This is a genomic window from Belnapia moabensis DSM 16746, from assembly GCF_000745835.1.
Taxonomy (GTDB): Bacteria; Pseudomonadota; Alphaproteobacteria; order Acetobacterales; family Acetobacteraceae; genus Belnapia; species Belnapia moabensis.
In genome coordinates, this window is sequence record NZ_JQKB01000067.1 from 1 (window position 1) to 24,393 (window position 24,393).

Genomic DNA, 24,393 nt, shown 5'->3' on the forward strand with positions numbered 1-24,393 from the left:
GCTGAAGCTCTACGCCGATGGCGGGTACCAGGGCGCCAACTTCCAGGCCGGGCTGCGCGCGACCTGCCGCCACATCAACCTGGAGATCGTCAAGCGATCCGAGTTACGCAAGTTCGTCGTGCTGCCGAAGCGCTGGATCGTCGAGCGCACCATCGCCTGGCTCAACCGCTGCCGACGATTGGCCAAGGATTGGGAGTGCCTGAACCGTCGCGCGCTTGCCTTCCTGCAATGGGCCTCCGTCCGACGTATGCTTCGAAGGCTATGTCAGAGAACAGAATGATCCCGGATGGACTCTGAGTGGCGCTGAACCTGAGCTTGTCCTGGTTCAGCAGGTCTGGAGTTGGGGTGAGCGACACCAGAAGCCCGCATTGCCGAGGAAACCGCCGCTTCAGTTGCGCTCAATCTCCCAGCAACGCGGCGAATGTCGGACATCTGCATCTTGAGGTACGGACAGACTAGCGAAGGCAGTGTCGATTTTCTGCTTATCGGAGCCCAGTGGGCTCATACCACCGAGCTAAACACTGATCTGTCTACCGGGTTGCGGCCGTGCAGGGCTCTTACAGTATGGGTTAAATCCTGTGCTCGGCGAACCAGGGCGCGTCAGCTAAGAGCCGAGATCGTCTGGCCAGATTTCCTTAGCCAAAAGCTCGTAAGCCTGCCGAAGTTCGATTGCGTATGGAATCACTTGTAAGGAGGAAAGTTTCAAGAACTCACTCGTCGCAACCTTTATAGGGTCTATAACAATGGAAGTGAGGGCTTGTTCATAGAGAGTGACCCAGTTCGTCCCGCCTCGGAAGTAGTCTCTCACCCTCTTGGGGCCGATGATTTTCACAAAGCCTGTCATACCCTGTGAATGCAGTAGCGATAATCCATCGCTAAGACCCGGTTTGAGAGGTGGTGACGCTAAAATACGGAGAGAGATACTTCCAGGGTCAAAAGGAATGTTGACAAGCCTTTTTGTGTCAACAAGATCAATCAGGAGAGCGAATGCTCCGCCGAACCAAGCGGGAGAGCGGGCTTCAAGAGGGACAGGTGCTTCCTGACGCCTCCCTTTTGTTTCACTCAGTGCCGCCTCGATGGTCGCTGCTAGCATTAGCAGACTACCACGGGACTCGGGGCCAGTCCTCACCATCGCTTCTAGCGCTTGGTGTCGAATCTCCTGCCAAGTGAGATCCCCCTCATTAGGATTGGCGCCCACAACCCAAAGAACATCAACGCCGAATCGCCGCTTGAATTTTTCCCCCTGGGCTGGGTTCCGTGCTCCCAGTTCGCACTCGATGACGGAGAGAAGGCTGTCCTCGTTGAACACGGAGAGGTCAGGCCGTTCACGAACGCCAAGGAACCTCGCCGATAGGACCAGTGAACACTCAGGCAGTCGAAGCCTGCTACGCAGCCACTGGCCGAGTATAGGGGAGCTGAAGGCATGGCCGAGCGCCACATTGGCTCGGACCTCCGGCTGTGAGAGGTTCTCCGATCCGAAAGGAACCCAGCGGAGCTGCGGCTTTTGCATCAAAGTCCCGTCATCAGCGCAGAAACTAAACGCAGGATACCTAGGTAGAGAGTGAGGTCCAGCCTCTCATCGAGGAGAACCTTCGTCTCCGGATAACCTGCTATCGCCAGATCAAGCGAGGGCAGCACGTCTCGGCGAAAGAAGCATAACTCCTTGTAGCTCTTACCGAACTGCTTCTTGATTGGAGCCAGGGATGGACTGGGTGAGGGCAAGGTCGAGTTCTACGGACTCAGAGCTGAGCTCTGTTAAGGTTGCGCGGTGTCCAGGTCAGGTTTGTTCTGCTTCAGCGGGCTAAGGTTGGGGGACATCCTCAAGCGAGCTATGGCTTTGTTCGCTCGGCAGGAAGGTCGCTGAGGACTGCATGTTTCAGAGGCGACGAGCTACTTGCCCACTCAGAAGGAAATGCTAGCATTGCTAGCATATGGGGGCACCTGTCATGCCTGGCAATCTAAGCGTACGCAACGTCGACAATGAGTTAATTGCCCGACTAAAGCGCCGAGCAGCCCGCCACGGGCAGTCCGCCGAAGCCGAGATCCGCGACATCCTGCGCCAGGCCCTGGAAAGTGAGGCAGAAACCGACTTTGAGCGCCTCGCGGCGGAGTTGCGTCACCTGACGGTCGACCGCCAGCACACCCCAGCCGAGGTCCTGCAGCGGGAAGGACGCGACGAGCGGTGAAAACGGTCGTTATCGACGCGAGCGTGGCGATTAAGTGGGTAGTCGAGGAGCCAGGCACGGCTGAGGCGCTCGCCCTGCGGCGTTTCCGTCTCTCGGCCCCCGATCTCCTAGTGGCAGAGTGCGCGAACATTCTTTGGAAGAAGGTCCGGCGGGGAGAGTTGGGTAGGGCTGAAGCCCTCCTCGCAGCTCGCCTGCTGGAGCGTGCCGACGTGGACCTGGTGCCGATGCGACGGATGCTCGAGTCAGCAGCAGAACTCGCCACCGCGCTGGACCACCCCGCATATGATTGCATGTACCTATCGCTTGCGCAGTCGACAGGACGCAGCTTCGTCACAGCCGACGAGCGCCTCCGCGCGAAGGTGCGTAGTCAGGGCCTCCCCGCCCAGGTTCTGGGCCTATCTAACGCGCTTGAGCAACTCAGCGCGGGTGAGGGTTAGTAAAGCTCAGGCGAGCGGGTCAAGGCCGGAGAAGAAGCATCTCAATGGATAAGAAGAGCCTTACCGAGCGGACATCTGCTCGAAGTTCATCACGCCGGCCTTCACGGGGGCAGGCTGGAACGAGATGCAGCAGATCCGCGAGGAGGTCAGCTTCACCAAGGGAGGCATTATCGTCCGAGGTAAGCTTGTCACGCGCGGCAAGGCCAAGCGCGCTGACTACGTCCTCTACTACAAGCCTAATCTGCCGATCGCCCTCATTGAGGCGCAGGACAACAATCACTATGTCGGCGATGGGATACAGCAAGGTGAATGATCTGATGGCGCTCTGCGACGCGTTGGAGGGTAGCTTGGCGGCAGCGACTACGGCGCGCAGCCGCCTACTGGAAGCCACTCTCCACGAGACCCTCCAGCCCACGGAGATGCTGGTTCTTCAGGCTGCCGAGTAGCCGCCAGCATGACAATCCACCACGCCATCTGGGCCGTCGGCCAAAAACCCGAGCCCCTCGCCCGCGCCATTCTGCCCAGCGAGAAGGTGCTGGAAGATATGATTGTCGCCGCGCCGCAGATCCTGTCGGATTCTTGGATGCTAATCGGCCGACAAGAGAAGACGGCGCATGGCGGCATCATCGACCTGCTTGCTATCGCTCCCGACGGCGCGCTCGTCCTCATTGAGCTCAAGCGCGATCGGACACCGCGCGACGTCGTTGCTCAGGCCCTGGACTATGCAAGCTGGGTGGAAAAGCTAGAGCCAGAGGACGTCGTTGGAATCTACGATCGCTTCGCGCCAGGGCGGAACCTCGCAGATGACTTCCGGGCACGCTTTGGTGCCGACCTCGACGAGGAAACACTGAACCAAACTCATGAAGTGGTCATCGTCGCCGGTGAGTTGGACGATGACTCTGAGCGGATCGTCGGCTACCTCGCTGACCGCGGCATCGCCATCAACATCCTTTGTTTCCAAGTCTTCACGCAAGGAAGTCAGCAGCTCCTGAGTCGTGCCTGGCTCAAAGATCGCGTCATTGAGGCCCCGCCAGAGCCCGCTGCTGTAGGTGGTGGGGCGAAGGAGCCCTGGAATGGGGAGTTCTATGCCTCTTTCGGCATTGAGCCGACCCGCTCATGGGATGACGCAGTCCGCTACGGCTTCATCAGCGCCGGCGGCGCAAGCTGGTACAGCAAGACCCTTGGTCTTTTGAAACCGAACGATCGTGTCTGGGTGAACGCGCCCAACCATGGATTTGTCGGCGTCGGCCGCGTGACCGGTCCGGCCGAACCGGCGAAGACCTTCAGGGTCAAGAACGAGGCAGGAGAGGAGGTGCCGGCCCTGGAGGAGATGAAGGGCGCACATTATCAGCACGACGCTGACGACTCTGACAAGTGTGAGTGGTTTGTGCCTGTGAAGTGGATGGATACGGTTCCACTGAACAGGGCGGTCAAAGAAATCGGCCTTTTCGGTAACCAGAATACCGTCTGCCGGCCGACAACGCCGAAATGGCGAACTACTGTTGAGAGACTAAAAGTGCATTTTCCAACATTTGATAAATAACCTTCGGTGTCATTTTTGTTCAAGCATTAATCCTTCAACATATATACGTCTAGATGTGTGCTGGTTTTGGTGAGGAGTCTCTATGCTTGAGAAGTGGTCGCGTCTCCTTCGACAGCTTGTGAGATCGAAGAACAGCCGAGTGACGACTCACGTTAGTCCATTGGCGGAGCGCTATGAACACCTTGTTCGATTTAGCATACCGCTTCGTAAAAGAATGGCGGAGTTCAAGTGGCAGCCGGAACGGCCTTTAGAGCACCTTCTACAGCAACTCGAGATTCGCGGGATTAACGTTGTAGCTGACAACGTGCTGAGCCAGGAAGATTCGTATTCGCAACCACGGTTTGGCTTGACAGTACTCTGCTCAGGCAGACCGCCGTTAGCTTACATAAATTTACTCAAGCACAATAATAGTTCATGCAACGAGCTTGATGCCGCAACCCTTTTTGATACGGTCGCTCATGAAGCAGTACATGCCACCGCTGTAGCTCTTGGAAGACATGAGGAGCTACCCGAAAAACAAGATAGCGACGAGTATTTTCTTGAAGAGGTTTGCGCTCATATTGGCGCGGGAGAAATCAATCAGCGTTTGGGATTTCCGTTACAAGCCCAGAGAAACAGATTTGAAGCGAACATGTTCCAGCTGAGCCTTGCTCAAAAAACCGCGTTCAATGTCGCGTGCGCACGTGGAATTGACGCGGCGAACTATCTGGTTCCGAGGTAAAATTTCCTCTGAGAAAATACCGATTGGCGTCGGTTCACGTCGAGGCCGCTCACGATATCACCAGCTTGGCCGAGCCTCCTTCCCATTGGCAGATTGTCTCTGAGGTCCTCCTGTGTGGTAGGGCAGCCATGCCGAAGCCAGCATAGGCGATGCCAATCCTACCTGCTTCATCGCCCATAGCCTCGAAGGCCGCTTTGACACAGAGACGCTGATGCGCAGAGGCGCCCTTCTCAGGCCTTGACGCCGAACTCCGCCACAAGGTCGCAGATCCGGGTCAGGTAGGCCACTTGGCGTCCGTCAGTACGCGTACGTTGGAACTCTGGGATCTTTGAGTGAAAGTCCTCCGGATCGTCGAGGCCCATCTTTATGATCAATTCGATCATCGGATCCCGGAGGATGCACCGGCCAGGCTCGCTTCCCGGAAAATCTCGCATAATGACCTCCTCGCGCAGGGTAACCAGGGCTTCAGTCAGCGTGGTGGGCCTGATGGTTCCATCTAACGCTCCGGCACCATCAGCCAGCGGCGCGGTTTCGGAGGCACGCTGCGAAACCGGCCCCGTAGCTTGAGCGGCCTGCGAGGCAGCCTCACGCTGCGTCGTCTGAGACAGGGCCTCAGACGACGCAGGCGCAAAGGCTTCTTCTACAAGGCGCCGCCGGGTTTGCGTTCCACTAGGTTGCTGAGCCAGTGCTGCGCTGATCTCTTGCGACAACCGCTCTGTCTGGCTCACTGGGTCACGGAACCAGTCCGTTGACCACACCCGTGCCAGCTTCCAGCCAAGCCGCTCAAGCGCTTCTTGCCGAAGGCGATCGCGGTCCCGGGCGCTTTTGGCTCGGTGATAGGTAGCTCCATCGCACTCGATGCCGAGAACAAATCGGTCGGGCTCCTCGGGGTGTCGCACCGCCATGTCGATGCGGTATCCGGCCACGCCGACTTGGAGTGCCACGTCGTTCCCGAGCGCCCGCAGTGCGCCGGCCACCGACGTTTCGAATGGGCTGTCTGCCTCCTCTTCTCCGACATTCCCGCGCTCGAGCCGCCCATCCCGCGCATAAGCAAGATAGTCGCGGAGCACGCGCACCCCCGGCGCGCTCGTCTCGGAGAGAAGGATATCTTCAGCCTGAAGCGAGGCGAACAATACGATTTTGCGTTTGGCTCGAGTGAACAGGACATTCAGGCGGCGATGGCCGTCGTCTCGGCGATTCACGGGATAGAAGCGCTGGTGTAGCGCTCCTTGTGGCGTTCGTCCCCAGCCGAGGGAGATGAAGATGACGTCTCGTTCGTCGCCCTGCACGTTCTCAAGGTTTTTGACAAACGGCTCCTCGAGCGCCTCCTCCCACTTCCCCATATACTCAGCTAGCTTGGAATCACTGCCGACGGCGGCATCGATCTCTGCCCTGATGAGGTCGCGCTGCGGCTGGTTCATCGCCACGATGCCAAGGCTCAAATCAGGATGACGTCGCATGAAGTCGGCCGCAGATGCCGCCACTGCCTTGGCCTCGGCTTCGTTGATTCTCTCCTGCCAGGAGCCATTGACGCGTACCATCTCGATGCCCAGCGTCTCCGAAGGAGCTTGGGCGGAGGGGAAGACGACGAGGTTGTTGTCGTAGAATGCTCGGTTTGAGAACGCGATTAAGCTCTCGTGCTGTGATCGATAGTGCCAGCGCAAGCGCCGAGCCGGGCGGAAAGCGCGTAACGCGAGGTCGAGGACGGATTCTGCAACGATGCGGTCTTCCTGTGACAGGCGGGGACCGTCTTCCCTGGCAGCACCTTCCTCCTCTTCATCTCCTTCGCCGACGGCGCGATCGAAGAAGTTTGTCGGCGGAAGCTGCTTCGGGTCGCCTACAACGACTACCTGCTTGCCACGCAACATTGCGCCGATGGCGTCTTCAGGTTTGATCTGTGAAGCCTCGTCCATGACAATTAGGTCGAAGGTGAGCCCTCCTGGCTTCAAGTATTGCGCAACCGTGAGCGGCGACATCATTAGGCAAGGCGTCAGCGTCGTCACGGCACCGCCCGCTCGGTTCAACAGATCGCGTACCGCGATGTGACGCTTCTGCTTACTGTATTCGTTTTGCAACAAGCAGTTATCCGTCCAAGTGGATTTGCTTCCTGACGCTAGTCCGTGAGGAACCTGTCGCCCGAGCACCGCACTTTGCACAAGCTTTGCATCGGAAGCGATTCGGGTGCGGTCATTTTCAGCGAAGGATTGGCGGAACGAAGAGAGTTGCTCTCCCGTCCGCGTGAAAATTGCCCGTTTCGCGTCTGCGTGTCTCTTAACGAGCGTCCAGGCAATGAGCCACTCAAGCGCCTCCGGAAGCTGGTGCAGCTGCTCCCGTCCTTCTTCGAAGGCCGCCAGTACCGCTGCCGCGAGAGGATTAGAGAGGCAAGCTTCCCGAGCTAGTGCGTAGGCAAGGAAAGGTGGCAGTTCGGAGCCAGCCGCAACCATCGAAGCAGCATCAGCCTGCAGCGTTTGTGCGCTCCGACCGGTGGCCTCCGCGACGAAGCGCCGCAACCCCAGTTCTGCCAAAGGATTCAGCGCGACGTAGGTTCGTTCGGCTGCGGACCGGGCACTTGCTGCGTGGTCCCGAAGAGTCGCAATCCGGCCGCCCCATCCGTCTTCGAGATAGAATGAGCCAAGGTGCCCATATCGGTCGATGATGTTCTTCGCAAAGCCCACACTCGACCGAAGAACCTGAAGGTCATCGGGGGCTGCCGCGCGAGCTGCATGGGCACGTTCAGAGGCAAGAGCTTCTCGCGCCGAATGCCACTCCTTATGTACAATGATGAGATCTTCGAACGAGGATAGCAACAGGTCCTTGCTGAGACCGGTCGCACGAAGGCCATCTGCGAGCGCCGCCAATGCAGAGGCCCGGCTTGCGGCACTATTGCGTAGTGTCGACCAACGCGCACTGGCGTCAAAGGCGTGCTGATCCAGGAAACTAATTAGGTGACGTGCTGGCGCTGCAAGTGCAGCCAGACGGCTCAGCGTGCTGGTATTCAGTGAAGTCAACGCAACCCGGATCTGTTCAGATATGGCCGTCTCATCGGGCAAGGCTGTAGCAACGGCACGAAGCCATTCGGCTGCCTTGGCCAAATTCCGAAGAGGTGCATCCCGAATGGTGCTGTGAGTTCCGACCGCGCTACGCAAGACGCTGTCGTTCTCCAATGCCTCCAGCTCGGACAAGATGTCTGCGGCTGCAGCGAGTTCGCTTGGCCAGTCTGATTTCTTAGGGCGAGAGCCTCCTTTCCAGCGTTGAAGGAAGATCGTCTTCGCTTGACGGACATCGGAGCGTAGGAAAGAGAACAAGCCAGCTTCACGGAGCGTTCTCGCAGCCGTACGTAGGGCAGTGTGCGAGACGCCCTCCATATCAATACGCGTGCCCACCTCACCCAACTTGGCATGCAGCGCCTCCTGCCTGTCGGCGCCTGCTACAAGGGTGAACGTGTGCCGCTCGAGACCGAGGGAGCAGTAAGCATGCCAGCTTGTATCAACTCGCGTAGCAAGTTCAGCTGCTTTGCAGGCAAGCCGGATCTGGCTTACTTCAGGGTCACTTGGCAGACGAAGCAAGGCGGAGAGCCCTGCTAGGGTTTCCGACGGTTTAATCCACGACGCCTCTAACCCGGTGAGTTCCTCTGAGTAGCGAAGTATCTGGTTGATGGTGAGTCCAGCTACTCCGAGTGGTGCGGCGAAATCAACAGCAGCTCTGACTGCGTTGATCCGAAGGCTTGCTGGATCCTCGACGCCGGCGCGACGCAGAGTGGCGGCAGTGCGGTCGAGAGCTTCAACCTGGGCCGCCATCCAAAAGGCATCTTCAATATTCTCTGAAGACGTGAGCGTGCCAATATATGTCCGGTCGGCATCCGGCGGCGGGTCCGCAAGGCCGTCCGCCTCGATGGTCAGTTGGAGGATTGCTTCCAGAGATGTTGCCGCCTCCGTTTTTCCGAGCCACTGCCCGAGCTCTGTGGCAACTACTTCCTGGTGTTGACAGGCCTCCAGCAACTCTTCAAGCCCAGACAACAAGGCAGCGCATTCATCCGGGAAAAGGTCCGCTCGGCCAAGAACTCGGAATGGGCTTGCGGCGACGTTGATGCCAAGGCTTGAGGCGGCGCGTGCTGCCGTTTCGAGAGTTTCGAGGTGGTCTCGAGCCTCGCTACTGTCGTTATGCTCGATGGAGCTTGGGAGGCCACTGGCGCGGCTGCGCAGGAGTGCTGGCAGGCTGGGAAGCAGGCGCGTCAGGTCGGTCAAACGCCCGATGTAAGCGTGGACAGTTTCGCCTAGCGGACCTGCTTCTGCATGCAATGCCTCTAGATGGGCTCTAAGAGCGTCTCGGGCGCGAGCAATTTCTGAGCGAGCAGCTACGACGCTCGCCGGGAGACGTGGAGCCCACAGATCAGCCCGTTCCTTAAGAGCCTCGATGACGGCCGCTGGTTTCGCGCCGGCGGCGTGAAGTGGCAGACAGAAGTGTCCGAGGCCCGCTTTGTTGAGCCGGGATTTCACGACGTCCAGTGCCGCCATCTTCTCGGAGACGAACAGCACGCGCTGGCCCTTGTAGAGAGCGTTGGCGATGAGATTTGCGATGGTCTGAGACTTACCGGTGCCAGGCGGCCCCTCAACGACCAGGTTTTGGCCCTTCATTGCATCGACAATCGCGCTGTGCTGCGAGGAGTCCGCGTCCGAAACCAGGATCGGGGCGATCTTCTCAATCGCAGGCTCGTCGATTTGATATTCGACTGCGAAACCGTCTCCAGCTGGCTGCTCAGCGCCGCCGCGAAGCAATGGCATCACCAAAGGATGGGCCGGTGCTCCACCGCCAGGTAGATCACGCCAGTTAGATGGATCGAGGTCGCGGTACATCGCGATCCGGGCGAAGCTGAACGGCGCCAAGGTGAGATAACGGCGGATCTTGCAGCGCTTTAGGGTCTTGGTGGTGTCTGCGACGTCTCGTAAGTATGTCTCAATGGGCTGCCGGTTCTCCTTGAACTCGGGGAGGGTAATGCCGAAGTCCCTTTTAAGCCGCAATTCCAGGCTGAGATTGGTAGTCGGGGCGTCGTCAAGCGCTGTAAGTTGGTACTCCTCCTCGCCGCGTTTAGCTTTCACCTTCTCCAGCCCAACAGGAAGGAGGAGAAGTGGCGATGAGAAAGCGCTGTCAGACGCATCGCTCTCGAACCACTCCAGGAAGCCGAAGGCCAGGTGCAAGGTTGTAACGCCCGTTTCCTGTTCGACCTCCCTCGCTTTGCGAGCAAGCCCGGCTACCCTGGTCTTAAGTTGGTCTTGGAAGAGCAGTGTTTGTAGCCATTCGTCTTTATGCTTCGGTTCGGTCTTCGGAATGGCAAGATCATAGGCTGGAACCACGCCATGCTGTGCTGCATGTGCATTCAGGTCGAGACTACGCCGGGTGGGACGGGGCGGTAGCCCAAGCTTGCTTCGCAGACGGTCACGTAAGTCCCGCTCGATTTTTTCTTCCTTGGCTATCGATGACGGATCTTCCGGGTCGAGCGCAGCAATGGCGACGCGATAGACCTCGTCCGTTATACGAGCCTTGGACAGCTCTGCCCGAAACTGCGCCGTCCGCTCATCAGCCGGCTCGTCCTCTGGATCGGGTAAAGCCTTGAGGCGGAATTTGCCTTCGTTCTGCAGATGCCCTAGGACGAGGTCAGGCTCCTCGTCCACGAAGCGGAGCATCGTCCCTTTGGCAGTGTGCTTGAAGTGAAGCAGGCGGTTGCGCCGGGTCTGATCGACCAAACGCTCCCTTAGTTCCTGGTACACCAAATTTTCGAGGCTATGAGGAGTCACACCCAAATATAACCTTAGATTGGAACATCATTCAATGCATGCCTCCGTCGTTGGTGGCGACGTGGGAACTGAGCGCACGGCGCCTCCCAAGCACACTAGCCCGGTGTCGCGTAGGCGTGATTTTATCCCTTAGCAGGACACGGTGTAGGGCCACATCGGGGTGCCATCACTAGCAATTAACGCGTGTTCGCAGGCGACGTAGTGCAATCAACCCCACATCCGCTCAAGTCCCAATCTTTCCCGCTCTTTATGGGTTAAGATGTGGATCACGGTGTCGCCTCCGTCCACAAGGATCCAATCGCCGTCTTGGATGACCATTTCTTTTTCGTTTGGGGTACCTACAGCACCGAGTACCTCTACTGCTATCTCGGTCAAAATGCGCAGATGCGCTTCGTCTTGGCCTGTAGCGAAAACCATAACGTCAGTGAAAGATGCCGTTTCAGAAACATCAATGGCGACAACCGCGCGGGCGCCGCCTCTTTCCAACGCACGACGCATGCTCGCTGCCAAAATCGGACTGTCTTCGCTGGCTTCTGGGGACATTACACCGAGCGAGAAACCTTCGGTGGGGCTGGCGTCTTGTTCCGCCGCTCGCTGCGCCTGGCTCAGAGCAGACCTTTCGGTCCAAGTCTCCGTGGCAATTAAATTTGTCCGAGCTTCGCCCAGCACCTGCGTCAGCCAGTCAGCAATCCTGCTTGCCGTCGATATAGCTGCCTCCCCGGCGATGTGGCAGAAATGCCAAGTTTCGATCAGCCACGCCGATGCCCACTCTGAATGACCCGCCGGGTCTCCGCCATCCGTCATAACAGACGGAATGGCATCCTGCCGCCACTTCTCGGCGCGCTCCGCCCCCAAGCGATGCATCTGCAAAACTTCAGTCGGAGATGCGTGCTTGGTCGCAAGCGCGAACGCTGCCACCAGCTCGAGAACGTGGCGAGCGACACTCGCTTCGGCCGCAGTCCCGCGCGCGGCCAGCGCCTGGAACACCTGGCCGAGGTCGTCGAGCCGTGGCGGATGGAAGGTTTTTCTGGTCCAGCCAAACATGCGGCATCCAATTAAAGCAAAGCATATATAACCACATACGGAATGAAATTCATACCGTTTACTGCTCCGCTGCACTAGGTGGCGTCAGCGTCTGCGGAGGCTAACCGCTTCGGCGACACACCCATTGCCAGTGTCGTGCCCAGCCTGCTTGAGTTTGGGAGCCGCGCCGCTCTCGGTAAGTGAGCAGTGCTTCGGTGCGACCTGGCCAGAGACGAGGTGATGATCGCTCACGTCAACGGCGACGGGCGTTTCTTCGGCTACGAGTACCGGGACGGCGTCACACCGATGAACCGCCGGGGCAGCCGTGGCGGCACCGTCAACTTATCGCCTTCAGGCCGAGCGCGCTGGCAAGCTGAGAACAATGCAGGCAGGGATTTCAGGTTGCCGCAGCAACCCTGCTGATCTCCGTCCACATCTCGAACGCCCGCACCCTTGCGGCGCGAAACTTTCTGACAGACATGGAAAAGGTTTGCGATTTGCCGCCAAGCCCCGCCCAAGCTGAGCGTGCCCTCACAGGACCGCCGCGCTGACGGTCGAAGCCGCATGACTATTTCGAAATGCGTATGAGATTGGGTACGATTTGGATTGATGGTCGCTCCTCGAAAGAGCTTAATGCAGCGGCAAACGGGTCGCTGGGATCGGGCATCCGAAGGGCGAATCCTAAAAAGCGCTTTCTGGTATGTGTCCCTTTCGCAAAGGCCTGCTGCATACGCGAAGAAGCATCAACCGCTTTGGAGCCTGTTCATCATGGCAGACGAGACACTCATCCACGATGACGCAAATCGCGTTGTCATTAGATTGCAGGGCGAGAATGCTTCCCTGACTGTCGGCGCAAATGGTCATGCTGGCCAACTTATCGTTAGGAGTGTCAGCGGAGACCAGGTACTTCGTTTTTTGGCGGCTGGTGCGGTTCTTACGCTTGGCTCGGAGGGCAATGCTGGTGATATCCGAGTTAAGGACGCCAACGGACGAGACGTTTTCAGGTTGAACGGCGAAGATGCCATTCTGACTGTTGGGGCCAATGGGAACGAAGGTGACTTGAGAATTAGGGACGCTAACGGTCGAGTGGTCTTCCGGTTTAACGGCAGTGATTCGATGTTAACGCTTGGCGCTAGTGGAAACGAAGGAGACCTAAGAATAAAGGACAGCAATGGGCGAGACGTGCTGCGCTTTAACGCTCTCAATGCGATGTTGCATTTAGGCGCGGAGGGGAACGAGGGCGATCTTAGGGTGCGAAATCAAAATGGCGACGAGGTTATACGCTTAAATGGCGGAGCGGGCGACATCGTTTTAAACAACGCCGATGCTGCTGAGTTATTTGATCTGGCTCATCCGCTCGTGCCTGTTCCTGGAACGCTTATGGCTTTGGATGCACAGGGAAAACTAATTCCTGCATCTACTCCATACGATCGAAAGGTGGTTGGCGTGGTCGCAGGTGCAGGCGAGTTCCGGCCGGGAATTATTTTGGGAAATAAAGGCGACAACTCTCAAAGGGTCCCGATTTCTGTAGTCGGAAAAGTGAGCTGCAAGGCTGATGCTTCGTTTGGCCGGATTGGGATGGGCGACCTCCTTACAACTTCCTCAAACCCTGGACATGCGATGTTGGTGCGTAATCACCACAGAGCTTGCGGCTCGATCATTGGAAAGGCGCTTACTTCGCTGTCCGAAGGGACAGGGGATGTAAATGTCCTTATCGGCCTCCAATAAATGTTATCTTTTGCGCCTCCAGTTAAATGGAGTAAGGCACCATGGCTTGGAGAAGCATACGTAGGATAGTTGCCGAATGTCTTGGGAAAACAGCGTCTCTATCTCTTAGGAGAGATGTCTTCGGCGTTTATGGTTCAGACAATCCGCTAGATCGGTCTTTGCTGCGGCAAATTGAGTTGATACAAACCAGACCGTTCGTCCGAGTGGCTCTGGTGACTATCACTGATGAGTCGGGAACGCTAGGCACTGTAGTGCAAGGGCATAACCCGAATCTCCAAAGCCATCTCGATGTTGCGAATGAAATCTACCAGCGGGAATGCGATGCTTGGATTTACTGCGTTGCCAGCGTCACAGTTGATAGGCCAGAACTCCTAACTATCCGACAAAATGACTGTGGATTTCCGCATACCACTAGTGATGAGGAAGACGATCTATTCGACCTGGGCAGGAACATGAATGCGGACGTTGTTGGATATTTTATAACTGGGGATACCGCTGGCTTTGCCGGCTGCGCGGCGCATCCTGCAGGGCGACGAGGTTTTTGGGTGGGCTCATTGGCAAGCCCGTTTACCTTTGCCCATGAGCTGACTCACGTTATTGGCGGAAACTCTCATGTGGACGATGACGAAAACCTGATGTTTACCCCCACCGCCGACATCCAGAATCCTCCTCCAAATCTCAGCAGAGGGCAGTGCAACAGCATCTCGGCCGACGAAGATATCGAGCGTTGCGAGCGAGGTATCGCCTAGCGAAGGAGTTGCACTCATGTCTGACCTGCCAGCCAGGGTTACAAAGGCTCTGAATTCCGATTGCGCAGCAGACCTTGAGGAGATTTTGTATGAAAGGAGAGCAGATGACTTTGTTCTTGTTCAGGGATTCATAGCGTCGGAACGGAAAGCTGGATTTGAGCACCGGGCACGAGCCATCTATTTGTTAGGGAGGTGGGGCGATCCTGCTGCTGTTCCGACGATACTGAACATCCTGCCTCAGCTGGATGACCGGGGACGGATTGCGGCCATTGACGCTCTCGGCAGGTTTGGCACCCAGGAAGCCGTGGCAGCAGTAATAGAAAACTCTCGCCATCCTTCCCCACAGATTCGCAAGATTGCCGTCCATGTTCTTGGCCGATTCGATAGTGGTGAAGCTAAAGAACGCCTAAGAGAAACAGAGCGCACAGACTCTAATGCGCTGATCAGAAAATTGGCGAGTAAGGCACTTGCCGGCGCGGGCTCAAATCCACGCTGAGAATCGCCGCTTTGAGTGGAAGGGGCTTCAATCGATGCGCGAGAGCATGAGACAGCTCATGCGAGAATGCCACTACTTGGTCGATTTTCTCTACCAGAGCGGCAAAATTGCAAAAGCCCCATGGCCTCAGACCGAGGCCATGGGGCTTTTCACGTTCTTGGCCAGATGCGCTTCTCACTATCATACTTCAGGGTTGTATATATAAATGACCTATTCTGAGAAGGTTGGTTCTTTGCTTTTCTGAGGCACTTTACGCCGTGCCGTTAAACGTTCATAAGCAATGCTACCGAAAAGGGCGGCAAAAAATATGAGGGTGGTTATCCACAATCAGTCTGGCAATTCATTATGGAAGGTTAGCCGCCGGACACCTTCGCCCACAGCGTTACCAAGGACATCATTCCAATAGATTGCCATATCTGTGGATCATTAGCAACCGAGCCACACAGTCACCGTAGACCCGCACCATCAAATGCCCAGATCGAACCTCTATGCAGCCGCTGCGGCCATTTCCGCGTCGCGCACCCTCCTGGCGACGTCAAGGCAACGGTCCGCGATCTCCTGTCCTGCCAGATACACTAGCGTCGCTCCAGCAGCTGACGAAAGCAAAGGACCGAGGATAGGTATATACCTCGCTATCTCTTTGCCAACAAACCGACCGACGAAGAGCGCCACTGCCTCCCGCCCAAGAGAATTGAGCAAAGGTCCGATGAACGAAGTTAGGAACTGGTATTTCGACATATAATCTTGCAAGATCTCCTTGGTGAACCCAAAGGAGGTCAGGATAGCGTCCTGCATCTTTACTACAATACCTAAGTCCACCGCCACGCCAGCCCCTGGAATTGGATTCAGCGCGTTCGCTGCTGACCCCGCTGCGAACCAGCGGATCATAGGGTCTACGCTGTCCCGTTTCCCCTGAAGGAACTCGTCGCTTCGCCCTGCCGCCCATCTCAGAAATTGTGCACGCCGCGCGGGCGGCACCACCTCCGCGATAGCAGATGCCAAATCATTGATACCTCGGCCGCTGATGTTGTCCACGAAGAAAAGGCGGAAGGCATCCGAGTGGAGCTTGCCAGCAAGATCGTGGTGGACATCCTCACGCAGTTGCTGCTCGGATTTGCCTCGTTGTTTGAGGCTGTCCAGATTGGTTCGCACGAACAGAGCTGACTTCCCGGCGTCCACTACGGCTTTGAAAAATCGACTATCCTCGTCTCGAAATTTGCCGTTTGCCACGCAGAGCAGTGCATCGAAATTAAGTATGCCAAACCGATCGAAGAAAGTCGCATCGGGGAAGCGTTGGGTTCCGTACCCAGGCAAGTCTACTAGCGCCATGCCCTGCCAGTGAAACTCTTCAACATCGCGGGTTCGGTCCGTCTGGACGCCTACTGTCGCTTGCTCAGACCCGATAAGCGAATTGATGAGAGAACTTTTTCCTGCCCCGGGCTGCCCAAGCAAACCGATCCGAACGGGATCGGCCTTCTCATGCTCCCAAGACGTGAAGATCCGCCGCAGCTCTTGTTTGATGTTATCCTGCATACCGAACCCCTATTTGGCCCCAGCGGAATAATAGAGCTTCATTGCGAACTCGGTCTAGTCTTTAGTGCCACCACTGCAATCAACGCCGCTGCCTATCTAGCCGATTTTATTCGCCGGCCGGCAATGGCGGTGGCTTCGGCGTGCTGATCTGAGCGGCGGGCACGCGGCCGCATCCGCCTTCGGCGGTGGCGTTGGGCTCGGGGGATGCTGCGTTAGGTGTTGCGAGACAATGGGCTCGGTGGGGCACTGGCCCCGCCTGGTTATGGCCCGGCCGGGTGGAAGCTGCGGGCGAGGCCGCGGAACAACACCGCATGCGGGCAGGCGGCGGCGAAGGCGATGCGGACCTGGTTGGCAGTTTCGATGACCCGGCCCGCGACCTTGAGCAGGTGCAGCCTGAGGGTGGTGAACTCGGCGGTGGCGAACTCGTGCGTCTTGGGGATGCGGTCGCGCAGGGTCAGCAGCAGCCAGTAGGCGGCGGTGTGCAGGACAAGGCGGACCTGGTTGGCCAGCGGAGAGCGGCATGAGGTACGGTCGGAGGCAAGCTGGGCCTTGTGCAGCTTCACCAGGTTTTCCGCCTGTCCTCTCGCGCAATACAGGCTGTCGTAGATCCACTCGGCGCGACCTTGGGCGAAGCTGGTCACCACGAAGCGAATATCCAGGCCCTGGGTGCTGGCCTCGATGCGGGCGACCACCCGGCGCTCGCAGGACCAGGATCTGGCGCGGTAGCGGGTTTCGGCATAGCGGCGCAGCACCGGGGCATTCCCCTCGGCACGGCGGACCCGCACGTCGTCGGCGGCGTCCTCCATGGCGGCCCGCAGCACGGCATTGGTCGGCAAGCCGAAGACGTAGTCGATACCCTCGGCCTCACAGAAGGCCATCACCTCCGGGCGGCCGTAGTGACCATCGCCGCGCAGGGTGATGTGGGTGCTCGGCCAGTGCCGCCGCATCTGCCGGACCAGGCGGCGCAGATGGCCCTGGATCTCTGCACCCGAAGGCGTCTTGCCTGGCCGCAGCAGCACCATCACCGGACGGGAGGTCGCGGTGTCGTAGACATGGATCGGCAAGAAGCAGCGCTCGTGGTAATGGGCGTTGAACAGCGACAGCTGCTGGCGCCCGTGCACCACGTCGACCGTGTCGTCGATGTCCAACGTCACGGCGGCAGGCGGTTTGCGGTAGCTGGCGCAGTAGAGGTCAACCATGGCCCGCGTCAGCCGGATCACCTCGCGCAGGGACGGGGCGTTCTCCCAGCGCGACATGGTCGGCTGTGAGCACAGGTCTCGCCCGCTATCGGGCAGGCGGCCGCAGGCCAGCTTGAAGCCGGGATCCCCGCGCAGGTGATCGAGGTCGTCGGCATCCTCGTAGCCGCAGGCGATCGCGAGGATCCGGGCCCGAAGGATGTCGGCCAGCGGGTGGATCACCCGCGACGGGTCGCGGGGGTCGGAGATCAGTGCCGCCAGCCGGTCACAGACGCCGAGCTCGCGCTCAGCCGCGGCGAGGAGCAGCACCCCGCCGTCAGAGATCAGCCGTCCGCCATCGAAAGCGGCAGCCACTTTCTTACGGCCGATCGCTGGAAAGCCGAAGGGCTCGGTCGTATTGTCATCCATGGCGGGTGTGGCAGGGCCTGAAGATGCTGCGGGTTGGTCTCGACACCCAAGTCCGTAAACGCAATCAGCAGCTTACGCTACGCCCGCCAGCCACTCCGCAGGCCCGTGGTGAATAAGAACGGCTAGATCCATCGCATGCTCGGGCTTGTAGGTTAAGCGTGTGCGGACGTCCTTGAGCTTGGCGATGCGAGCGTCCAGATCGGGCGGGCTCTCCCACTCGGCGTTGGGACAGCCTCCTACCTTTGCGCTTGCGATCCAGCCGGATCAGGTCCGCAGCCGTCGGCGTCTCGATGCCGCTCTCCTTGGCCATGCTCACCAGCATCTCGCGGTAGCCCTCGCCACCGTCTCGCCGGACGATCGCCCGCAGGGCGGCGTTAGCCTCCACAGGCGAGGCATCAACCCCGATCCGCTCACGCTGGACCAGGCCGCGCTCGGCCAGGCGCTGCAGCACCCAGGTGAACACCGCGTCGTACACCTCGACCGGCAGCCGGGCGCGGGTACGGCTCAGCCAAGAATGGTCCGGCACCGGCTCGCGCTCGCGGAGGCGCAGGAACTCGCGCAGCGACAGGCTGTCCGCGCACCGCCACTCCAGACCACGCTCGCTATCGATGCCTTCGAAGTAGCCGACCAACAGCATGCGGAAGTATCGCCCCGGCGGCAGCGAGGGCCGGCCCTGCTGCGCCGCGTAGAAGGGCGCGCACTGGCCCTCGACGAAGCCGTCAAACCGGGCGCTGAGCAGTTCGGCCTGGAGGCGATCGTAGAACACGTGTCCGGGCGAGCGTGGCATCTCCGCTCAGGCCACCAGCAGTTCCGGTTGCCGGCCCTTCTGTCGTCCCAGCGCCATGCCACACCTGCCATTCGCGCCTGGAGCGAATGGAATCAAGTCAGGGCGACTTCGTAAACGGGCTGTTATACCTGCAGTTGTTGCCATGCCTAACCGTACGGCGGGTCTGGCCGCCTGCGCGCGTCTGCCCGTACGGGCGTGATATGACAGGCGGGTCGTCGCATCATCGGACGTCGCGTCCGTCATGCTGGCCGGGCCGGCCTCGCCCCCTTCCCTGCCCCGCAGGCTCAGCGCCTATGTGTCCGCCTGTCCCCGCGTAAGTGGTTCATCCTGTCATATGACAGCTCAACACGTGCACGTCTCGGCGCGGCGTCGCTGCTCGGCTGGCTCGCCTCGGCGGTGCGGCGGCTACCCCCTCCGCCAGCCGCGCCCTGAGGCGGGAGGGCACCTCACGGTCCGCGCGGCCGCCACTCTGATGGCCGGGCCACCCCGCGCCAGGCGAGCGTCGGCGCCTGGCCCAGCCGGCGCTCGTCTACGTTGATCTCCTCCTGGATGCTGAGGAACACCGCCTCGTCCAGTGCATCCAGAGCATCGAAGGCCAGGTCCGGCAGGATCAGGGAAAAGGTCTTGTCGGTGCCGTCGGGGTTCTGCGGCAGGTAGCGGTAGTAGAGTCCACGGTGGCCGGGGTGGAGGTGGTGCACGGCCAACCGGACGCGCCCGATCCAGGGGAAGGCGAGGCCGCGGGCCACCGCCTCACGCAGGGCTTCCTCAAGGTTGTGGCCGATGCGGATCAGTGCCGGCTGCTCCACGCCCTGACCGGCCAGGTACGCCTTGAGATAGCCCTCAAGGCTCCACCCGAACAGGAATTGCATGCAGGTGTCCGTCTTGCGCCGGGCGTCGCCGCCATAGGTGAGGTCGATGCGCCGGGCACCCTCCAGCTGCCTGCGGGCCATTGAATAATAGCCAAAGGGCGGGACGGGATCGGCGGCCCGGCGGCCCTTCGCGGGCTTGAGCGGCGTATCCATCGGGTCTCCTGCATGATCCGGCTTGGCGCTCAGGCCCAGTCGCCCGCGCCCGCGCCCGCCTCAGTTGCGATAAGTCTCCCTTACCGCAAGTAATGCAGGGCTTGCCGCAATCGTGGCAAACCGCCAGACTCCAGGCCTGACCGGAGCGCGGGCGGGGGAGCATGGACGAGGGGACGATGGCGGCGGGCGAGGCCGGGCCGCCGGTGGTGGTGCCGGTTGAGCAGGGCAAAGGCCTCGCTCCGGCCGGCGCCGCGGCGCTCGTCGCCGCCCAGGCCTATGCCCGCGAGGCGCTGGCGCCCGAGACGCTGCGCGCCTATGCCGCCGACTGGGTGCATTTCTGCGGCTGGTGCAGCGAGGCGGGCTGCGCCCCGCTGCCGGCCGAGCCGGCCGCCGTCGCCGCCTACCTCGCCTCGCTCGCCGGCCTGTACTCCCGCTCCCTGCTCGAGCGCCGCCTCGCCGCCATCGGCCAGCAGCACCGCCTGCGCGGCCTCGACTGGTCGGCCGGCCACCCCGCCATCCGTACCACGCTGCGCGGCATCTACCGCCGACACGGCAGCCGCCGCCGCCAGGCTGCGGCGCTCACCTCGACCGAGCTGCGGAAGCTGGTGGCCGCTTGTGGTGGTGATCTCACTGGTCTGCGCGACCGCGCGCTGCTGCTACTGGGCTTTGCCGGGGCGCTGCGGCGGTCGGAGCTGATCGGCATTGACCGCGAGCACCTGCGCTTCACCAGCGAGGGGCTGCGCCTGACCCTGCCCAGCTCCAAGACCGACCAGGAGGGCAAGGGCACCGAGCTCGGTATCACCCGCGGCAAGCGGGCCGAGACCTGCCCGGTGCGGACGCTCGAGGGCTGGCTCGCCGCCTCGACCTGCGACTATGGCCCGGTGTTCCGCAAGGTCGACCGCTGGGGCAACATCGAGCACGCCCGACTCAGCGGCGAAGCCGTCCGCACCATCCTCAAGAGCCGCGCCAAGGCGGCGGGGATCACGGTGCACAGCACCGAGCGGCTGTCGCCGCACGGGCTGCGGGCGGGCTTCGTGACCGAGGCCTACATGGCCGGCGCCCGCGATGAGCAGGTGATGGACCATACCCGCCACCGCGACCTCAAGACCATGCGCGGCTATGTCCGCCGGGCCAAACTGGTCACCGAGAGCGCCAGCAAGCTGCTCGACCTGTGACCAGGGTCCAAGACACGAAGAGGCTGCCGGAGTCGCGTGGCGGGGCTAAGCAAAGGACTACGGCGCCGGCCGAGGTGCTGACGCCGGCGCATACCGACTGGCTCTACCAGCACCTGCGCGTCACCGGCAATGCGGCCGAGGTCGCGGCCTTTCGCCAGGCCGCCGCCGGCGCCGGGGTTATTCCTTGGCAGCACAGCCTGGGCCGAGCCGAGGAGGACTGGTTCCACCTGCTGGTCGCGCCCCCACCGCCGCTCACCCGCAGCCTGAGCCTCGAGGGCGCCCGCATCCTAGCCGGTCAGTTGCGGACGGCCGCTGAGGAGCGGCTGCGGCTGGTGGCCGAGCGCTCAGGCGAGAGCCGGGCCTGCCCACTCGACCTGCACCGGCTGCTGCCGGTGCCGGAGGTGATGCTCCAGCTCGGTCCGGAGCATCCGGAGGCGCGGGCCTGGCTGCGGTCCCACTGGGGCACCACCGAGGCATTGCGGCATGTGGTCGAGCTGCCGGTGCCGAAGCGTGGGCAGCCACCCAAGCGCGACCCCGGCCTGCTCTGGCTTGGCTTCTGGTCGGCCGATTGGACACCCTGGCCAGCGCTCCGGCAGCTGCGCGAGCGCTGGCCAGGGCTGCGGATCGCGGTGCAGCCGCACTACCATGATCCCTGAGGCGGACAGCGCCGAGGCCTTCCTCGACGCAGCACCAGCCATGGTCGGCAACAGCGGCGCGCCGGCATTTCGACTGGGAGCCTACGAAGGCCCGCTCGATCTGCTGCTGGAGTTGGCGCGGGCGCAGCGGGTCGACCTGGCGCAGATCTCAATCATCGCCCTGGCCAAGCAGTTCGAGGTCGTGGCCGCAGAAGCGATCGAGCGGCGGACAATCCCACTGCCCCGGCTGGCGGACTGGCTGATCATGGCGGCGTGGCTGACGTTGCTGCGCTCGCGCCTGCTGCTGCCGGCCACAGTGGCGGAGAGCGCCGAGGCCGAGAACGAGGCGCAGGGACTGCGCCGGCGGCTGGCCGATCGGGAGTGGGCCAGCCGCCTCGCGGACTGGCTGGAGCGGCGGCCGCAGCTCGGGCGGCAGGTGTTTGCCCGCGGGCAGGCGGAGCCAGATACCGCTGCGGTCGCCGGCATGCCACCGCTGGCGGACACGGCGGAGCTGTTGCGGGCGTGCCTGCGACTGCTGGTGCTGCCGCACCGGGATCGGGTCTACCGGCCGCGCCCCCCCCAACTCTGGCGGGTGCCGGATGCGTTGGAGTGGATGCGCGGGCTGCTGCCGAAGATTGGGGCGGGGGCTGACCTCACGAGCTTCCTGCCGCCGCCCTCCGAGGCGAGGGCGAGATCACGGCTGCAGCGGCGGGCGGCGCTGGCAACAACCCTGATGGCGGGGTTGGAGCTGGGCCGCGAAGGTGTCGTGACCCTCGACCAAGCCGAGGCATTCGGCATGGTTCGAATCCTTCCAAAGAGCCACCCTGGCCCGGCGAATGCGCCGGAGTACACTTCCGGATTGTAACGCCTCGGAAGGGCGCATAGCTGTCCGGGTCGAACGTGCGATCCGGCCGCTGGCTCTCGGCAGGACGACCTGGGTGTTCGGAGGCTCCGACACCGGCGCGCACCGTGCCGCGGCAATCGGCTCACTGATCACCACCGCCAAGCTCAACCGTCTCGACCCGGAAGCCTATCTCCGCCGCGTGCTGGAGCGCATCGCAGACCATCTCATCAGCCATGTCGCCGAGCTACTGCTCTGGAACCTGCCAAGCGACGCAGAAGCCGCGGCAACCTGACGGTCGAGCACCGCGTCACCGGACGCTCTGATGTCCGCAGTCAACGCATTTTGGCGCGTGACATCGCCCGCTCTGATGTCCGCAGTCAACGCATTTTGGCGCGTGACATCGCCCGCTTTCGATGGCGGGGCCAAGATGGCCGCGTAGGGGAGGAGGCGGGGCCATGGACGTCGGTGATCATGCTCTGATCCGCGGGTTGGTTACCGCATCTCCGCTTATGCGTCCCGGGGCTTCCCGATCTTACTACGGGCGTCGGCATGGCCGGCCACAAAGCGTCCGACGGGAGTTCCCCTACCGTTGCCCCGCCCCCACCCCTGCGCAGCCCTATAACGGCAGCGATTGGGGCGACGGATTGCTAGGCCGGCTTCACCTCCCGTCCGACCGCCCAGACGAAGCCTGCGAGTTCGCGTGCCACGGCCGTGACCGCGACGGTGAGCTGTTTGCCGCGTGACGCCAGAGCCCGGTACCGCCCACAGAGTCTGGTTTGTGCCTTCCAGGCAATGTCCTTCACGGACGCGGGCAGCTTCTCGAGCACAGTGTGCTTCAGCTTGCCGGTGCGGGGCGGATGTCGATAGGTCCACGCACTCTCGACCAGGGCACGCCGCAGTCGGGCATTGCCGGCTTTGGTGATCCCGAGACGGCGGACGGTGTTGCCGGTCGAGCGCTCGCCCGGCACGAGCCCGAGGTATCCCATGAACTGCCGCGCGGTCTCGAAGCGTCCCAGATCGCCGGCCTCGACCATGATGGTTGCGGCCGTCACAAGGCGAATGCCACGCAACGCCTGCAGCGCCTCAACCACCGGCGCCAGGGACCAGCCGGGCAGCAGTTGGGCGATCGATGCCTCGATCCGGCCCAGACGCTCGCGCGCATGTCGCTCAGCGAGAACCATCTCCTGCAGCACCACCTGCTGGGCTGGATGAGTGAAGGTCTGCTCCTGCAGCCAGCGTACGTGCATCGTGCCCCATGTCGTCTTGCCGGAGTATGCCCGACCGTGCTTCAGCAGCAGCGACGATATGACCTGGCGCTTGCGCCGCAGGTCGTCGACGGCCGCCTCCCGCGCGCGAACCAGGTCGCGCATTGCTTCATGACCCTCGTCCGGTACCCAAACTGCCGTCAGCTCACCGGCGCGTAGCAAGCGTGCCAGCTGGACCGCGTCGCGCCGATTGGTCTTCACGCGGTCGCCGGCCTTACGCGGGATCAGCGACGGCGCGACGACGGTGCACTCATGGCCAAGGCCGATCACCTGCCGATACAGCCCGTAGCCCGTCGGGCCGGCTTCGTAGCACACGTGCAGCTTACCGTGCCTCGCCGCCAAGCGCGTCAGCAGCTTGCGCACAGCGTCAGCGGCAGCGTCGATCTCACCGATATACCGAACCTCGCCGCCCCGGCCAGGTTCGGCCACTGCCACCGCGTGTTTGGCCTTGGCCGCGTCAATCCCCACCAAAACGGTGCCATTTTCCGTCACGGTCCGTCCTCCCTGCGTGCCGGGTGAGCCCATTCACGCAGCCCACCCTTGGATTCACCAGGCCTAAGGCCTGTTAGAGCTTGATGACTTTGATCCAGTTTGCGGTGGCGGCGAGGCAGAGCACGCCGAGGAAGGAGCGTGCGGTCTTCTCGTAGCGAGTAGCGACCGCTCGCCACTCTTTCAGACGTGCCCAAAGGTTCTCGACCAGGTGGCGGTTGGCGTAGATCCAGTCCGGACAGGCGACCTCGGCATCGGTGCGCCGGGGCGGGATCGCAGGTCGCGCGCCCATGTCCCAGATGCGCTCGCGGAAGGCGTCAGAGGCAAAGCCGCGGTCGCCAACGATCCAACCCGGCACGTCCGG

At 61.2% G+C, this 24,393-nt stretch carries 22 protein-coding genes and 2 pseudogenes; 15 read left to right on the forward strand and 9 right to left on the reverse strand.

Annotated elements, in window-relative coordinates; all coding sequences use genetic code 11:
* The coding region (locus EP26_RS24275) for a transposase (protein ID WP_043342455.1) at positions 1-280 on the forward strand (280 nt) is incomplete at its 5' end.
* A gap of 324 nt (positions 281-604) precedes the next feature.
* On the opposite strand, the gene EP26_RS35245 is transcribed toward EP26_RS24275, so the two are convergent.
* Positions 605-1,510: a hypothetical protein gene (locus tag EP26_RS35245; RefSeq protein WP_157033731.1), complete on the reverse strand. Its 906-nt coding sequence runs from the start codon at positions 1,508-1,510 to the stop codon at positions 605-607.
* Positions 1,511-1,946: 436 nt separating this feature from the next.
* Here EP26_RS35245 and EP26_RS33585 point away from each other — a divergent pair, with 436 nt between their 5' ends.
* The 6 genes and pseudogenes from EP26_RS33585 to EP26_RS35255 all read left to right on the forward strand — a co-directional run bounded on the left by EP26_RS33585 (position 1,947) and on the right by EP26_RS35255 (position 4,887).
* Complete coding sequence (locus EP26_RS33585; protein WP_084112908.1) at positions 1,947-2,186, forward strand: FitA-like ribbon-helix-helix domain-containing protein; 240 nt, start codon at positions 1,947-1,949, stop codon at positions 2,184-2,186.
* Positions 2,183-2,623, forward strand: a complete 441-nt coding sequence (locus EP26_RS24280; RefSeq protein ID WP_043342456.1) for a type II toxin-antitoxin system VapC family toxin — start codon at positions 2,183-2,185, stop codon at positions 2,621-2,623. The genes EP26_RS33585 and EP26_RS24280 overlap by 4 nt, the downstream gene beginning before the upstream one ends.
* Positions 2,624-2,667: 44 nt before the next feature.
* Positions 2,668-2,930: pseudogene (locus EP26_RS24285) on the forward strand (type I restriction endonuclease subunit R); the annotation flags it as partial.
* Complete coding sequence (locus EP26_RS35250; RefSeq protein WP_157033732.1) at positions 2,929-3,069, forward strand: hypothetical protein; 141 nt, start codon at positions 2,929-2,931, stop codon at positions 3,067-3,069. The pseudogene EP26_RS24285 and the gene EP26_RS35250, both read left to right, overlap by 2 nt.
* Positions 3,070-3,077: 8 nt before the next feature.
* Positions 3,078-4,166, forward strand: a complete 1,089-nt coding sequence (locus tag EP26_RS24290; protein WP_043342458.1) for an endonuclease NucS domain-containing protein — start codon at positions 3,078-3,080, stop codon at positions 4,164-4,166.
* A gap of 160 nt (positions 4,167-4,326) precedes the next feature.
* Complete coding sequence (locus tag EP26_RS35255; RefSeq protein ID WP_157033733.1) at positions 4,327-4,887, forward strand: hypothetical protein; 561 nt, start codon at positions 4,327-4,329, stop codon at positions 4,885-4,887.
* 230 nt (positions 4,888-5,117) lie between these two features.
* Here EP26_RS35255 and EP26_RS33590 read toward each other — a convergent pair whose 3' ends face one another.
* Both EP26_RS33590 and rsfS read right to left on the reverse strand, forming a co-directional pair.
* Positions 5,118-10,628, reverse strand: a complete 5,511-nt coding sequence (locus tag EP26_RS33590; protein ID WP_169747474.1) for a DUF4011 domain-containing protein — start codon at positions 10,626-10,628, stop codon at positions 5,118-5,120.
* A 258-nt stretch (positions 10,629-10,886) separates the two neighbouring features.
* Complete coding sequence (rsfS, locus tag EP26_RS24305) at positions 10,887-11,723, reverse strand: ribosome silencing factor (RefSeq protein WP_043342460.1); 837 nt, start codon at positions 11,721-11,723, stop codon at positions 10,887-10,889.
* 219 nt (positions 11,724-11,942) lie between these two features.
* Here rsfS and EP26_RS35260 point away from each other — a divergent pair, with 219 nt between their 5' ends.
* The 4 genes from EP26_RS35260 (at position 11,943) to EP26_RS33595 (ending at position 14,675) form a co-directional block, all read left to right on the forward strand.
* Positions 11,943-12,125, forward strand: coding sequence for a hypothetical protein (locus tag EP26_RS35260; protein ID WP_157033734.1), 183 nt, complete (start codon positions 11,943-11,945; stop codon positions 12,123-12,125).
* A gap of 345 nt (positions 12,126-12,470) precedes the next feature.
* Positions 12,471-13,430, forward strand: a complete 960-nt coding sequence (locus EP26_RS35265) for a hypothetical protein (protein WP_157033735.1) — start codon at positions 12,471-12,473, stop codon at positions 13,428-13,430.
* Positions 13,431-13,642: 212 nt separating this feature from the next.
* On the forward strand, positions 13,643-14,179 hold the full coding sequence (locus EP26_RS35270) for a hypothetical protein (protein ID WP_157033736.1): 537 nt from the start codon (positions 13,643-13,645) through the stop codon (positions 14,177-14,179).
* Between the two features lie 16 nt (positions 14,180-14,195).
* A complete protein-coding gene (locus EP26_RS33595; RefSeq protein WP_084112912.1) occupies positions 14,196-14,675 on the forward strand; it encodes a HEAT repeat domain-containing protein in 480 nt (159 codons plus the stop codon).
* Between the two features lie 486 nt (positions 14,676-15,161).
* Here EP26_RS33595 and EP26_RS33600 read toward each other — a convergent pair whose 3' ends face one another.
* From EP26_RS33600 to EP26_RS24325, 4 genes are all read right to left on the reverse strand, one after another.
* Positions 15,162-16,208 carry a GTPase gene (locus tag EP26_RS33600; RefSeq protein ID WP_084112914.1) on the reverse strand — a complete coding sequence of 349 codons (1,047 nt, stop codon included), beginning with the start codon at positions 16,206-16,208 and terminating at the stop codon, positions 15,162-15,164.
* 260 nt (positions 16,209-16,468) lie between these two features.
* Positions 16,469-17,812 carry an IS1380 family transposase gene (locus tag EP26_RS24315; RefSeq protein ID WP_043342462.1) on the reverse strand — a complete coding sequence of 448 codons (1,344 nt, stop codon included), beginning with the start codon at positions 17,810-17,812 and terminating at the stop codon, positions 16,469-16,471.
* A gap of 64 nt (positions 17,813-17,876) precedes the next feature.
* Positions 17,877-18,599, reverse strand: coding sequence for a transposase (locus EP26_RS24320; RefSeq protein WP_211259539.1), 723 nt, complete (start codon positions 18,597-18,599; stop codon positions 17,877-17,879).
* Positions 18,600-19,045: 446 nt separating this feature from the next.
* Complete coding sequence (locus EP26_RS24325) at positions 19,046-19,621, reverse strand: hypothetical protein (RefSeq protein WP_043342463.1); 576 nt, start codon at positions 19,619-19,621, stop codon at positions 19,046-19,048.
* A gap of 161 nt (positions 19,622-19,782) precedes the next feature.
* Between EP26_RS24325 and EP26_RS24330 the strand changes: the two genes are divergently transcribed.
* The 4 genes and pseudogenes from EP26_RS24330 to EP26_RS24345 form a co-directional block, all read left to right on the forward strand.
* A complete protein-coding gene (locus tag EP26_RS24330; RefSeq protein WP_245624502.1) occupies positions 19,783-20,796 on the forward strand; it encodes a site-specific integrase in 1,014 nt (337 codons plus the stop codon).
* A complete protein-coding gene (locus tag EP26_RS24335; RefSeq protein WP_157033737.1) occupies positions 20,793-21,452 on the forward strand; it encodes a hypothetical protein in 660 nt (219 codons plus the stop codon). Before EP26_RS24330 ends, EP26_RS24335 begins: the two co-directional genes overlap by 4 nt.
* The gene (locus tag EP26_RS24340; RefSeq protein ID WP_052389621.1) at positions 21,442-22,296 is read left to right on the forward strand and encodes a segregation and condensation protein A; all 855 of its coding nucleotides are present in this window, start codon (positions 21,442-21,444) and stop codon (positions 22,294-22,296) included. The genes EP26_RS24335 and EP26_RS24340 overlap by 11 nt, the downstream gene beginning before the upstream one ends.
* 31 nt (positions 22,297-22,327) lie before the next feature.
* Positions 22,328-22,567: pseudogene (locus EP26_RS24345) on the forward strand (transposase domain-containing protein); the annotation flags it as partial.
* 355 nt (positions 22,568-22,922) lie between these two features.
* Here EP26_RS24345 and EP26_RS24350 read toward each other — a convergent pair.
* Both EP26_RS24350 and EP26_RS24355 read right to left on the reverse strand, forming a co-directional pair.
* The gene (locus EP26_RS24350; RefSeq protein ID WP_043342465.1) at positions 22,923-24,032 is read right to left on the reverse strand and encodes an IS110 family RNA-guided transposase; all 1,110 of its coding nucleotides are present in this window, start codon (positions 24,030-24,032) and stop codon (positions 22,923-22,925) included.
* A gap of 73 nt (positions 24,033-24,105) precedes the next feature.
* On the reverse strand, positions 24,106-24,393 hold a 288-nt coding region (locus EP26_RS24355), incomplete at its 5' end, for an IS5/IS1182 family transposase (protein WP_043342470.1).